The organism is Pseudomonas sp. MB-090624, assembly GCF_003205245.1.
GTDB classification, from domain to species: Bacteria; Pseudomonadota; Gammaproteobacteria; order Pseudomonadales; family Pseudomonadaceae; genus Aquipseudomonas; species Aquipseudomonas juntendi.
In genome coordinates, this window is sequence record NZ_QJRK01000006.1 from 15,307 (window position 1) to 28,696 (window position 13,390).

Annotated in this window: 9 protein-coding genes; 6 read left to right on the forward strand and 3 right to left on the reverse strand. The window is 55.4% G+C overall.

Annotated elements, in window-relative coordinates; genetic code table 11:
* Positions 1 to 220 precede the first annotated feature (220 nt).
* From DMX12_RS04595 to DMX12_RS04610, 4 genes are all read left to right on the forward strand, one after another.
* Positions 221 to 1,426: an integrase arm-type DNA-binding domain-containing protein gene (locus DMX12_RS04595; RefSeq protein ID WP_049296426.1), complete on the forward strand. Its 1,206-nt coding sequence runs from the start codon at positions 221 to 223 to the stop codon at positions 1,424 to 1,426.
* 140 nt (positions 1,427 to 1,566) lie between these two features.
* Positions 1,567 to 6,465 carry a type ISP restriction/modification enzyme gene (locus DMX12_RS04600; RefSeq protein WP_110676540.1) on the forward strand — a complete coding sequence of 1,633 codons (4,899 nt, stop codon included), beginning with the start codon at positions 1,567 to 1,569 and terminating at the stop codon, positions 6,463 to 6,465.
* 481 nt (positions 6,466 to 6,946) lie between these two features.
* Positions 6,947 to 7,162, forward strand: a complete 216-nt coding sequence (locus DMX12_RS04605) for an AlpA family transcriptional regulator (protein ID WP_054881519.1) — start codon at positions 6,947 to 6,949, stop codon at positions 7,160 to 7,162.
* Positions 7,162 to 8,217, forward strand: coding sequence for an AAA family ATPase (locus DMX12_RS04610; protein ID WP_054881518.1), 1,056 nt, complete (start codon positions 7,162 to 7,164; stop codon positions 8,215 to 8,217). Before DMX12_RS04605 ends, DMX12_RS04610 begins: the two co-directional genes overlap by 1 nt.
* A gap of 143 nt (positions 8,218 to 8,360) precedes the next feature.
* On the opposite strand, the gene DMX12_RS04615 is transcribed toward DMX12_RS04610, so the two are convergent.
* Entirely contained in the window at positions 8,361 to 9,194 is an 834-nt protein-coding gene (locus DMX12_RS04615) for a hypothetical protein (RefSeq protein WP_243704011.1), read from the reverse strand.
* 127 nt (positions 9,195 to 9,321) lie between these two features.
* The gene (locus tag DMX12_RS04620; RefSeq protein ID WP_017735523.1) at positions 9,322 to 9,897 is read right to left on the reverse strand and encodes a recombinase family protein; all 576 of its coding nucleotides are present in this window, start codon (positions 9,895 to 9,897) and stop codon (positions 9,322 to 9,324) included.
* A 226-nt stretch (positions 9,898 to 10,123) separates the two neighbouring features.
* Here DMX12_RS04620 and DMX12_RS04625 point away from each other — a divergent pair, with 226 nt between their 5' ends.
* Together DMX12_RS04625 and DMX12_RS04630 are read left to right on the forward strand one after the other, a co-directional pair.
* A complete protein-coding gene (locus tag DMX12_RS04625; protein ID WP_054881517.1) occupies positions 10,124 to 11,083 on the forward strand; it encodes a hypothetical protein in 960 nt (319 codons plus the stop codon).
* A 539-nt stretch (positions 11,084 to 11,622) separates the two neighbouring features.
* Positions 11,623 to 11,988, forward strand: a complete 366-nt coding sequence (locus tag DMX12_RS04630; protein ID WP_054881516.1) for a hypothetical protein — start codon at positions 11,623 to 11,625, stop codon at positions 11,986 to 11,988.
* Between the two features lie 382 nt (positions 11,989 to 12,370).
* Here DMX12_RS04630 and mobI read toward each other — a convergent pair whose 3' ends face one another.
* Entirely contained in the window at positions 12,371 to 12,835 is a 465-nt protein-coding gene (gene mobI, locus DMX12_RS04635; RefSeq protein WP_240523156.1) for a conjugative transfer protein MobI(A/C), read from the reverse strand.
* Between the last annotated feature and the right edge of the window lie 555 nt (positions 12,836 to 13,390).

The following is a 13,390-nucleotide window of genomic DNA, read 5'->3' on the forward strand; positions in this document are numbered from 1 at the left end:
CGAAAAACAAAGCCTAGACGGGGGTTCAAATCCCCCCGGCTCCACCAATTTTTCTTCCCAGGAAGACCCAGAAAAGCCGTAAAGCCTAAAGAAATCAAAGCTTTACGGCTTTTTTATTGCCCACGCTTTCCCACCTAATCCCAGGGCAACCCGCGGTTGACGGGGGCATATATGGGGGCATAAAACGCTCATCAGCTCGCTCGGAGAGGATGTGCCCCCAATGCCCCTGAAAGACACCAACTGCCGCAACGCCAAGCCCCAGGACAAGCCGTATCGCCTGTACGACGAACAGGGGTTGTACCTAGAAGTGCAACCCAACGGAGGCCGTTACTGGCGCTTGAAGTACCGCTTTCTGGGAAAGGAAAAGCGCCTTGCGCTTGGTGTTTATCCTGAGGTCGGCCTGCAGGAGGCCCGACGCAAGCGTGATGATGCACGCGTTCAGCTTGCCGGCGGCCAAGACCCTTCGCTGCAAAGACGCATGGCCAAGGTGGTCAGCCAGCTCGATCACCAACACACCTTTGAATCGGTCGCAAAGCAATGGCTCACTATTCGCGAGTCAACCTGGGATCCGGAGTACACCCGCACGGTACGGCAGCGCCTTGAGCTCAATGCCTACCCCTGGTTGGGAAAACTCCCAATCAGCAGCATCAGCACACCCATGCTGGTCGAAAACCTGCAGCGCATTATCAAGCGCGGTGCTCGCGAGACGGCCCGTCGTGTTGCCCAGATCTACAAACAGATTTTTGAGTTCGCCGGAGCTGCCGGCATCACCCCGCCCAACCAGATAGGGAATCTCTCACGGACGCTCCCAGCCAAGCGGGTGAAACACTTTGCTGCCGTGACCGATCCTGAAAAACTCGGTGCACTGCTCAAAGCACTGGATAGCTACACGGGAACAATGCCTGTTTGTTGTGCACTCAAACTGGCCCCATTGCTGTTCTGCCGACCCGGTGACCTGCGCCACATGGAGTGGTCGGAGGTCAATCTGGATGCGGGCGAGTGGTTGATACCCGGCCACAAGATGAAAGGGCTCACTGCCACCAAACAGGATCGTCCGGATCATTTGGTTCCCCTGAGCCAGCAAGCAATCGCTGTTCTGCGCGAGCTGAAACCACTCACCGGCAGACATCGGTACGCCTTCCCCTCGGCACGAGGAGGCGACCGGCCGATGTCCAACAATGCCGTACTCAGCGCGTTACGCCGCATGGACATCAGCGGCGACGAAATGACTGGGCACGGTTTTCGTGCGACAGCGAGAACCATAGGCGCTGAGGTGCTGGGGTTTCGCCCCGATCTTCTGGAGCATCAGCTTGCTCACACGGTAAAAAATCCGCTGGGACGTGCGTACGATCGAACCACCTTCTTGCCGGAGCGGCGTGAAATGATGCAGATCTGGGCCGACTTTTTGGACTCGATAAAACGCTGAATGCAAGCGCCCCCATCAGCCAGCAAGCCTTCAAGCTAATACAAGCACTATCTTATCGCTCCAGTACTGGCTGAATTGCTAAACTGCGCCGATTTGGCGCCTGTAGTGCGCCAGGCGCAGTCCAAAAGGAATTCCTACCGATGTCAGCCTTATCAGCTTTGCTGAATACCTACCGCAGCGCTTCTGTCACCGAACGCGAAAAAGGTACTTATTTCGAAGAGCTGATTTGCACTTACCTCCGCAACGAAGCCACCTACCGCGACCTGTACGACAAGGTATGGGCATATGCGGAGTGGGCGAAGGAGCAGGGCCTTAGCGGTAAGGACGCGGGCATCGACCTGGTGGCGCGCACCCAAGGTACCGGCGAGTACCACGCCATCCAGTGTAAGCTGTATGCCGTGGATTACCGCGTTCAGAAGAAGGACATCGACAGCTTCTTCACTGCCTCGGGCAAGGCGCCGTTCTCGCACCGCATCATCGTAGCCACTACCAACAACTGGAGCGAGCACGCCGAGGACGCGTTGCAGGGCCAGCAGCCCCCGGTCAGTAAGATCGACCTGCAAGCCCTGGAAGACAGCCAGATCGACTGGGCCAAGTACCAGCCCAATCAAGCCGTCGCGCTCAAGGCCAAGAAGCAGCTGCGCGAGCACCAGCAAACCGCGCTGAATGCCGTGGCCGCTGGCCTCAAGGACGCCGAACGCGGCAAGCTGATCATGGCCTGCGGCACCGGCAAGACCTTCACCAGCCTGAAAATTGCCGAGCAGCAGGCCGGCAAGGGCAAGCGTGTATTGTTCCTGGTGCCCAGCCTGTCACTGCTATCGCAAACCCTCACCGAGTGGACGCAGGAAAGCGCAACCCCGCTCCACAGCTTTGCCGTCTGCTCCGACAGCGACGTAGGCAAGAAGCGCAAATCAGAGGATGACGCGGTTCAGGTGTTCACCCACGAGCTGCGCTACCCGGCCACCACCAAGGCGGATCGCCTCGCAGCGGAAATGCTCAAGCGCCACGATGCCGAACACATGAGCGTGGTGTTCTCCACCTATCACTCCATCGACGTAATCAGCCGCGCCCAGGCTGATCATGGCCTGGCCGCTTTCGATCTGGTGATCTGCGACGAAGCGCACCGCACCACGGGTGCCACCTTTGGCGACGATGACGAAAGCAACTTTGTGCGCGTTCATGATGCCGACTACATCCGCGCCACCAAACGTCTGTACATGACCGCTACGCCGCGCATCTATGGTGACAACGCCAAGCTCAAGGCCGAGTCTGGCGAAGTCACCCTGTGCTCGATGGATGACGAAGCGCTCTACGGCAAAGAGCTGTTCGTCATCAACTTCTCCGAGGCCGTTCAGCGCGGCCTGCTCACCGATTACAAGGTGCTGGTACTCACCGTCGAGGAGAGCACCATCAGCCGCCGCCTTCAGGAGATGCTGAAGGACGAGAACAACCAGCTCAAGGTAGACGACGCCGCCAAGATAGTCGGTTGCTGGAAGGCGCTGGCCAAGCAGGGATTGGCCGAAAACTTGGTGGGTGATGATCAGCCCATGAGGCGCGCTGTAGCTTTCTGCCAGGTCATCTCGCCCAATTACAAGGGCACCAAGCACAAGGTCAGCTCGATCAACATCGCCAGCATGTTCCAGTCGGTGGTGGAGGCTTATCAGGAGTCAGAAAACATCGATGAGGCCTCACGCATCATCTGCGAAGCCGCACACGTCGATGGCGGCATGAACGCTAGTGCCAAGGAAGCCAAGCTCACCTGGCTTAAGGAAGAACCGCCTGCCAACACCTGCCGCATCCTCAGCAACGTGCGCTGCCTGTCTGAAGGTGTGGACGTACCGGCGCTGGACGCCGTGCTCTTCCTCACCCCGCGTAACTCCCAGGTGGACGTGGTGCAATCGGTGGGCCGGGTGATGCGAAACGCACCGGGTAAAAAGCGCGGCTACGTGGTGCTGCCCGTCGTCATTCCGGCCGGCATGGAGCCCCACGAAGCGCTCAATGACAACCAGACCTATAAAGTGGTCTGGCAGGTGCTTCAGGCACTGCGCTCGCACGACGACAGCTTCGACGCCATGGTCAACAAGCTTGACCTGATCGGCTCTGACCCGCGCAAGATGGAAGTCATCGCCATCACCGACAAGGCCGAGAAAAAGGCCAGGAAAGCTAGCGGCACCAGCAACGGCCAGGCAGGCAAAGGGCAGTACGGCATTGGTGAGAAACGTACTAAGTACGATGTCGAGGGTCAGATGACCCAGCAGGCCGAGCTGGCCTATGAGGTGGGGGAAATCGAGAAGGCCATCTACGCCAAGATCGTCTCCAAGTGCGGCAACCGCCACCACTGGGAAGACTGGGCCAACGATATCGCCAAGATCGCCCGCACCCATATCGATCGTATCCAGGGCATTTTGGAAAACCCTGAATATACCCAAGAGAGAGCGACTTTCGAGGCCTTCGCTGCTGAGCTGCGCGATGATCTCAACGACAGCATCAGCGATGGCGAGATCGTCGAAATGCTCGCCCAGCATCTGGTAACCAAGCCGGTGTTCGATGCGCTGTTCGAGGAGTACAGCTTCGCCAGCCACAACCCCATGTCCAAAGCCATGCAAGGCGTGCTGGACGCGCTACATGAGCATCACTTGGCCAAGGAAGCCGACACTCTAGAGAAGTTCTACGCCAGCGTGCGTCAGCGTGCTGCCGGTATCGACAACGCCCAGGGCAAGCAGAAGATCATCGTCGAGCTGTACGACAAGTTCTTCCGCAACGCCTTCCCCAAGATGACCGAGCGCTTGGGCATCGTTTACACCCCGGTCGAGGTGGTGGACTTCATCCTCCACAGCGTCAATCACCTGCTGCAAAAAGAGTTTGACCAAACCCTCGGCAGCAAGGGCGTTCACATCATCGACCCCTTTACCGGCACTGGCACCTTTATCACCCGTTTGATTCAGTCGGGTCTGATCAAGCCGGAAGAGCTAGCGCACAAGTACAGGCACGAGATCCATGCCAACGAGCTGGTACTCCTGGCCTACTACATCGCCGCCATCAATATCGAAGCCGCCTACCACGGAGAAGTGATCGACGAGTACACCCCGTTTGAAGGAATCTGCCTGACCGATACCTTCCAGATGTATGAGAAGGAAGATCTGGTAGAGGCACTGCTGGTGGACAACAGTGCCAGGCGTAAGCGGCAGAAGGCGCTCGATATTAGAGTGATTGTGGGTAACCCACCGTACTCCATAGGACAGGGCAGCCAGAACGATAACAACCAGAACGTAAGCTACCCGGCATTGGATCGCCGCATTGAGGAAACTTACGCTGCGCTTTCTGAGGCCACTCTTTCAAGAGGCCTCTACGATAGTTATATCCGCTCTATTCGCTGGGCCAGTGACCGCATCGGCAATGCTGGCATTATCGGCTTTGTGACCAACGCAGGTTTTTTGGACGCTGCCTCACAGGATGGAATACGTAAGTGCCTAGCGGATGAGTTTTCCAGCCTCTATGTGTTCCACCTGCGTGGTAACCAGCGAACCAGCGGTGAAACCTCTCGTAAGGAAGGCGGCAAGATCTTCGGCAGTGGCAGTCGCGCCCCTATCGCCATCTCACTGCTGGTAAAGAATCCAGACGCACAGTTTCAAGGCCAGATTTTTTTCAACGACATCGGCGATTACCTGAGTCGAGAAGAAAAACTAGAGAAAATTGCAAACTACGCCAGCGTGGCTGGTATTGAGCAATGGCAGCAGATCACCCCGGACGAGCATGGCGATTGGCTTAAGCAGCGCGACGATAGTTTTGGTCAATTCATTGCTATAGGGGATAAGAAAAATGATGGCATCAAGCTTTTCGACAGTTTCTCGCTTGGTGTTGTGACTGCACGCGACGCTTGGGCCTATAACGCCAGTCGTATGAAGCTAGAAGTCAACATGAGTAGTATGATCGGCTTCTACAACTCTGAAGTGGCTCGCTTTGAGGCGGCATATAAAGGGCTGGACACCAAGGCTCGACAAGAGCTGGTCAACAACTTTATTGATGTCAATCCGGCACGTATCAGTTGGTCTCGTGCTTTGAAACAAAACCTCGGGAAGGGTCGCACGTTCACGTTTGAAAGCGAATGTTTGGTGACCGGTCTTTACCGACCATTCACTAAGCAGTGGCTGTATTTCAACCGCGCCTTTAACGAGATGGTGCTACAGATGCCGCGCCTTTTCCCCAGTGCTAGCGCGGGAAATCTGGTGATTGGCGTTTCTGCTTCTGGCGAGAAAGTTGCCTTTAGCGCCTTGATTTCACGCCATGTGCCAAGCCTTCACTTCATAGACATTGAAGGTTCACAGTGCTTTCCGCTCTACCTCTACGACGAAGCAGCCCAAGCCTCAACAGACGACCTCTTTGCTGAACCAGTTGAAGGCGGCCTGCGCCGCCGTGAAGCTATCACCGACGCTAGTCTGGTTCACTTCCGGAGCGCCTATCCCGACGAGCAGATCAGTAAGGAAGACCTGTTCTACTACGTCTACGGCATCCTCCACTCCCCAGACTACCGCGAGCGCTTTGCCGACAACCTGAGTAAGGAGCTGCCACGCATTCCGGCAGTGAAGGAAGCAGCCGACTTCTGGGCGTTCAGTAAGGCTGGGCGCGCTTTGGCCGACCTTCACCTGAACTACGAAACCGTCGCGCCCTACCCGCTGACCATCGAGGCCAAAGGCACACTCTCCGCCGCTGACTACCGAGTGGAGAAGATGAAGTTCGCCAAAAAGGGCGACAAGACCACCGTCATCTACAACCACCGCATCACCCTAAAGGGCATTCCTGAAGCGGCGTGGGATTACGTCGTCAACGGCAAAGCCGCACTCGATTGGGTGATGGAGCGCCAAGCGGTGCGTACCGACAAGGCCAGCGGCATCGTCAACGACGCCAACGACTGGGCCGTGGAAACCATGGGCAACCCCAAGTACCCACTCGAGCTGTTCCAGCGCGTGGTCACCGTCAGCTTGGAAACTCAGAAAATCGTCAAGGCGCTGCCCAAACTCGATATCGGCACAGATGACTAGTTGAGTCAGATAGAACACTAAGCATTCAGTCACTACTGCCTTGGTTGGGCCACCCTTTCCCGACCAAGGTAGAGCACCTGCTGATTGCCAGCCCGGCACTCTCATGTTAAATAGTGTCCGTCCCAAGCGTTCCCTATCGATCCGCAACGGGCCGCCACGTCGCCCCGGTAACGACGTTAAAAACTTTCGCCTCGTTCGCATCAGCTGAACGGGCCGCATCAGCTGCCTTTGGCTGATTTGCGTACCTGGTCAGAACACTCGCAGTCCGTTCTGTCCCTAGAAGCCTTAGTACCCTAGAACTTCTGTAGCCCACAACGACCTCCGACGCTACCGACCATGAATCTCGGAAACGCGCATATACCTATGCGTGTGGCAAATGCCCCTGCTCGCTATATAGCCAGCCGATACCCGTCTTTTACCCTTTTTAGCAGTAGTGCCGGAGGACGCTGCCCCACGCTTCAGAACCTCGGACTCAAAACCTATGGCAAAGCACGTTAGCAACTTTGACGACGTCGGCGACGATGACAAGATTCTTCGTTTGCGCGATGTCGAAGCAATCGTCGGCCTAAAACGTTCAACGATCTATCGGAAAATATCGGAAGGCCTTTTCCCGCGACAGCGCCTTTTGTGCGGCTCCAGCGTCGGTTGGCGTAACAGCGAAGTCCAGGCTTGGATTCGGCAAAGGGAGGCGCTGTAATGCAGCGCCGAACACCTCAACAACCGGGCTGGACGATAGAACTCACAGCAGCGGTCGATATTCCAGCGGAAAAAATCCAGTGGATTTGGCCAGGCTGGCTGCCAAAGGCAAAGTTATCCATTCTTGCCGGCGCAGGTGGATGCGGCAAAACCACGCTGGCAATCTCGCTGGCCGCCACGCTCAGCAGAGGTGGTGACTGGCCAGACGGCAGCAAATGTGAGGCAGCAGGCAACATCGTAATCTGGAGCGGCGAGGATGGTATCGCTGATACGATCATTCCCCGCCTTACGGCTGCAGATGCAGACCTAACCCGCGTGCACGTTATCGAGGGGCTCAGAGATCAACGTGGGAACAGACGACAGTTTGATCCTGCAGCCAACTTTTCCCTTTTGGATGAAGCAGCCGCAAGGATTGACGGCGTTTCATTGCTGATTTTCGACCCACTGATCAATCTCATTCGTGGGGATATGCACCGGGCAAACGAAGTTCGGCAGGGGCTACAAATGGTAGTGGATTTCGCAGAGCAGCATTGTTGCGCTGTCCTCGGTATATCTCACCTGAGCAAAGGTACATCCCAGTCATCCGTAGCTGATCGCGTAATCGGCAGCCAGGCATTCTCAGCGCTTGCTCGCACGGTACTGGTGGCTGGGAAAGCTCAAAATTCCGAAGCGCGAGTGCTTGTCCGACCGAAATCCAACGTCTCGATTGATAGTGGGGGGATAGAGTACTTCGTTGAGCCCTTAGTGATAAACGAGCAGTTGGAAACAACCTGCATCCGGTGGGGAGAGGCCGTCGAAGGTAGTGCTGAAACTATTTTGGCGGATATCGAGCGAGCGGACGGCGAAAGACCAGCATCAGCTACTCAAGAGGCGTGCAGCTTTCTCGAGGAGACGTTGCAAGCTGGGCCTGTTGCAATCAATGCGTTGATGGCTTTAGCTGAAGAACGTTGCATTTCTTCGGCGTCACTTCGCAGAGCCCAGAAACAGCTAGGTATACGTTCACACAAAACAGGTATGCAGGGCGGATGGGCATGGGAGCTTCCCACCGCTTCCTGAAGGCGCTCAACGCACGTCGAAGGTGCTCAATACTTGTGTTGAGCACCTTCGTTTTTATTGAACGCCTTCGACTCGCGAGAGAGTCTGTATGCCTGATTCCTCAGATAAAATCCCGGCACGCCAGTCGCACAGGTCGACCACGACTACTTCCCAATGAAATAGAGATTGCCGTTCTTGTTGTAAATCGCGGCAGGTCGAAAGTCCTTAGACCAATTCCTTCCAGGATAGTATGCATACATCCATTCGGGCAGGTGACGAGCAATACCCTCCAGCGCATCCATGCCGTCCTTATCAGCTCTGCTAGCGTCAGCAAATAGCTCGCCTGAGGGATCGGTCAGGAAAATCGGGCCGTAGGCTTTCTCGGCCGAAATGAACGCTGGCGCAGCGCTCGCCGGAGCGTCGAACGGCGCGGGATTCCCAGCAGCCAAATCTGCAAGCCTGTCGTATTTCTTGCCTGATCCGTCAGCATACTTAGCCGGCTCATGACGCAACTTTGAGATTTTTCCACCGAAGTATTTCTCTCTCGCATCAAGCCAGGCCGACCTGACCAACGCAGATGCCTCCTTTGGGTTAGACGCGAGTTCCTCAGGCACCCACGCAGCAACCTGGTAATGATAGACAGGGCCAGCGCTGCCACCACCCAGCAAGAACAACCCGACGCCAAGAGAGGCTGCTCCTGCGCTGCTAAACCCAGTTGGAGGTGACACGTATCCCAAACCTGCCGTCGCTAGACCTCCTGAGCCTCCCGAAGACCGCGGCGCGCTCAGGTTATCTGCTTCATTCCCAACCATTTCACTTGGAATATCGCGCTGACCATCGATGCGCATGGCTTCCAGGACCAGCATGGCATCGGACCATTTCTCGCGAGGAACATCTTTAGGTTCTGGCAACATGACCCTCGGGGTACTGGAACAACCAACCATCACAACCAACAGCAAGGTACCAACGCATCCCTTCACAGAAAAAAGCATCGACATGAAAACTCCCTATGTATTCAGTGGTTCTCCAGCACACGTAGTACGCCAGAGACATCCTTCACTTGCCTGCTAGGTCATAGCGCCCAAAAATTATCTGGGCAACTTCAGCGGTAAATAACACCACCACTTAAACGACCGCAGATGATTTCGGCGAACCGACGTAGCGGTAAAGCGTTGTTCGAGAAACGCCATACCGTCGGGCAACATCGGTTACCTGTATCTCAGGATCTCTGAGAAGAGCTCGTATCTCACGCACCTGACGATCATCGAGCGCAGGCTTGCGTCCACCTTTTCTCCCACGGGCACGAGCCGCAGCCAGTCCTGCACGAGTTCGTTCTCGAATGAGGTTGCGCTCAAACTCAGCCAGGGCAGCGAACACGTGAAAAATCAGCTTGCCGGCAGCGCTGGTGGTTTCGATTCGCTCGGTTATCGATTCGAAGGCCACCCCTTCCTGCTCCAAGCTACTGACAATCCCAACCAAGTCAGGCAAAGAGCGACCGAGGCGGTCCAGTCGCCAGACAACCAGAGTGTCACCGTTACGCAGAGCTTTGAGGCAATGCCCCAGCTCCGGCCTGTCTGCCGACTTGCCGCTCATGGTTTCCTCGTAGACTGTTGAGCACCCAGCCAGAGCAAGTGCATCTCGCTGCAGGTCGAGGTTCTGATCATCAGTCGACACTCGGGCATATCCAATCCGCTTTCCCATGCGTTTTTCTCACACTGATTTCGGTACGAGAAAAGTGACAGGAAAACGGGAAATCCCAAGTCCAGTAGCTCGTCTGGAATAGGTGTACCAAAAACGACCGTTTACGGATTGTCGGCCTCGTCAATTTCAGGCGCTGAAAGCGACCGAAAACGAACCTCAGAATATTTTTTCTCGCTCAACATTTCTTTTTAGCAGCTCAGCACCCGAGCTGAACGGAGGAATGACCATGAAGCAGAGTTTCTACTCACATTTTGACCGGGATTTGGCGAGGGCCGGTTCGGCGAACCTCAATGAGGCAGTCCGACGCGGGCTCCTCAGTCAACACGAGGCAATGATCCACGACCATCAGTGGGCACAGTTTAGTATTTACGCCAAGGAGTCTCATGAGGTGGATGTCCTGGAGCTCGTCAATGAAAAACTGGTGCGGCAATACGGCGAAGAACTCTGTACGCAGGTGTACCACGGGAATCTTTCGGTGCAGACCGCGGAGGGCCTTCTTGAGACAGTGAGTTCAGTTATGGCCCTCGCAACCAGCGGTGACTGGAATGTCGTGATGCCTGATATCGGCGTTCCTGGCCATGCACGGATTACAGCCCCACACAGCCTTGATCAAGCGAAGTTCGAAGCCGCAGTAGAAGATGTTCAGGCCCGCGTATCAGAGCATCTGGCGGTGGTGTTGATGTTAGTGCGGCATCTCGGCATATCAATACGTGAAGCTTTTTTCTTCGACGCCCAAGCGGCTCTAGAGGCAGCCAAGGGGGATGGATTTATTCCCCTGGAAAGCGGCAAAGAAGGGAAGTATACACAGAGGATAATTAACATCTCGATGCCAAAGCAGATCGCCGTTTTGGAGACGGCATCCGCCGCCCAAGATGTTCATCGCTATCCACAAACAAAGCAGACATGGCGGTTCTGGAAGCAGAACAGCTTACCTGCTGCCAAGGATATTTTGCTTTTTCATGGGCTGAGTTTCTGTGATTGCCGAGCAGCGTTTGCATGTGAGCTTTACAAGCAGTGGTCCGGTCATGAAGCCCCGATTCTTGGAGGGCGCGCTCCTAATATCGAGGATCTAGAGGCGCGACATCACGTCGCCTACGAGCTTGGGAAATTGCGTATATGGGAAACTGATGCATACGTCGGTGCCCGAGCTAACCTGCGAAAGGAAGCTGCCACTACCGGTCGCTAAGCCATCACAGCAGTTTGGGACTACATCAGACGCCCTTATCCTTGACAGACCTCGAATCAAAGGAGTCAGGGTATGGATGGTTTTGAGCTGCTTGTATACGCCGTGCTTGCCGTCATCAGTGCGCTGATTATCACAGGTGTAATTGGATATCTGGTCGCAGCGCACCTGGACAAGAAGCACGACGACGATTGAGTCTTCAGCGGAACGACCAGATCCCTGCAAAAAATTGTCCGCTGCCCCTTGGCAGCGGGCGCTTACACACCCCATCGGCAAGGCATCCTACCGCTGCGACAAGCACTATTCGTCCAAGTCTATGAGGTCATGGAACGAATCTGGAAGGGCTGGCAGTTTCCTCGCCATAGCGAAAGTGACCTGAGCGCCGAAGCGTTTAGTTCAGCGACATGCACACCCGCCATGTGGCGAGCTAGCTTGCCCAACACGCTGAAACTCGTCCGCCGACTCGCAAGCAACACCTCATCTTGGGTTTTCCGAAAGCTACCGGAGAGTGCCTAGCGACCTCATCCACCCGGAGCATCACCATGGAATTTCGTCACCTCGGTATCGGGCATTACTTCCCACCTATTGCACCAAACGGTCGGGTTTACGCTGTGCCTCTTGGGCAGGAATCCCAGGTAGAAGTTTTCTGCCTTACCCCTGTAGGCATCATAGGTGCGGGCATTCAATTGCACTGGTCAGAAATCATTGGTTGTTACTACGACGGCGAATCCTGGGAGATCATCCCGCGCAACTACTCCGGACGAGGAATGCGCTTCCGCAGGGGCCTATCCTGCATCATGGTGATCGAAGGTAACGAGGCCCTCACGACGCACATACAGGGCTACCCCATCCCCATGTGCGTGATGAACCGCATTGCATTCGAACAGCAGCGAGCCAGTGAGGAGTAGCGCGTTACCGTCACCACCCGCTACGCGACACGGGTACCAGCTAGGCCGGCACCTACCAAAGATTATTTTATGAAAGTGAAGCCCTTCACTACTAATACACATCACAGTTCGCCGGCTGACTTGTTCGTAGGCGTGACTGCTAATAGCAAATATGGTCTCCGCCCGCTTGCCTGCAGGGGCCTGCTTGTTGACGGCGCTTAGATTTAGCGCCCTATACTGCTTATAGCCCGTACCCGTCGCCTTTCCTGACGAAGCGCAGCAGCATGTCTCACCGAAATTCACTGCTGATACGAGAAAGCCCCGTCAGACCATGCTACACGGAGCTTTCGGGCATTGAAATCGGCTCAGATCCATTCGGAACTGCTTATAGTGCACTCAGCCCCTACTCCTCCGAGTAGAAATCGCCATGATCGAGCGCCTGATATCGAGATAGCTTCCTCTCATAGGCGACCAACGTCCGACGCAGCTGACGATTCTCGCTGGCGATGCTGCGAATCTCAGCAAGACGCTCCTCGACCTGTAAAACGAGGCGACGGTAAGGGAATTTAACAAACTCAAACGAGGAAGCCGGGTATTTGTACTTGCCGTTGCCTTTAGGAATAGTCAGGGGTGCGAAATTATTTTTTTGCCCTTGCAATGGCACCAATCTGCACCAGTAAATCGAGTACGCGTTCGGGCTCGTTTGCTTGATTGACACAGCAGCCACGACAGATTTGACCCCAGTCTTTTTGTATATCTTCATGGACGCTTCGATGTAGCTTGCGGCCAGGCGTCTCGCATCCGCAAGCAGCTGCTCGTACTGCTGATCCAGGAGGGTGACTATCGTTTGTGCTTCTTTACTCATCATTAAGGCTCTCTTCGCTATAAGAGCCAAAATGGTGACCGATCGCTGAGCACGCGGAATTCGATTTCAGACCGTTCTGCCGTCGGAAATCTACCGAAAGGGGGTAGTCTGGCTCAGGCCGTCACCCTACGTCGCGCCAAGATGATAGACGGATGACTACATGTCAGCCGCAGAAAAACATAACGTGCAAATGATGCACAACAGATGACGACGGCAGCCTCGCCCCTGGCGGAACAAGATCAACATGTTGGAAGCAGTCCTTCGATTGCTGTCTGTAGCGCGCTGGAGGCAAATCGAAAGGAACGCTGATCAGAGAGCGAAGTAGGTGTAGAAAAAGAAGTGCAGCTACCACCTAGGTACGTTCAATTACCGGCGCGGTAGGGAGCGCATGTGCATGCACACGGTTTCCCATTGCCCAAACCGGAAACGGTTGTACTGGCGAACCAGGACAACTTTCCCATGATCGGTCATGGCGTATTCTCCATCTGATCTCAGCGGGCCGCTGATAGCCTTTACACACCAAGTGCAAAGCGAGCAGATGAGTGCCAGGCAGGAAGG

Excerpts from the sequence above, each read along its gene's own strand:
- DMX12_RS04595 (WP_049296426.1), top strand. The coding sequence starts at position 221 with ATGCCCCTGAAAGACACCAACTGCCGCAACGCCAAGCCCCAGGACAAG.
- DMX12_RS04600 (WP_110676540.1), top strand. The coding sequence starts at position 1,567 with ATGTCAGCCTTATCAGCTTTGCTGAATACCTACCGCAGCGCTTCTGTC.
- DMX12_RS04605 (WP_054881519.1), top strand. The coding sequence starts at position 6,947 with ATGGCAAAGCACGTTAGCAACTTTGACGACGTCGGCGACGATGACAAG.
- DMX12_RS04610 (WP_054881518.1), top strand. The coding sequence starts at position 7,162 with ATGCAGCGCCGAACACCTCAACAACCGGGCTGGACGATAGAACTCACA.
- DMX12_RS04615 (WP_243704011.1), bottom strand. The coding sequence starts at position 9,194 with ATGTCGATGCTTTTTTCTGTGAAGGGATGCGTTGGTACCTTGCTGTTG.
- DMX12_RS04620 (WP_017735523.1), bottom strand. The coding sequence starts at position 9,897 with ATGGGAAAGCGGATTGGATATGCCCGAGTGTCGACTGATGATCAGAAC.
- DMX12_RS04625 (WP_054881517.1), top strand. The coding sequence starts at position 10,124 with ATGAAGCAGAGTTTCTACTCACATTTTGACCGGGATTTGGCGAGGGCC.
- DMX12_RS04630 (WP_054881516.1), top strand. The coding sequence starts at position 11,623 with ATGGAATTTCGTCACCTCGGTATCGGGCATTACTTCCCACCTATTGCA.
- mobI (WP_240523156.1), bottom strand. The coding sequence starts at position 12,835 with ATGATGAGTAAAGAAGCACAAACGATAGTCACCCTCCTGGATCAGCAG.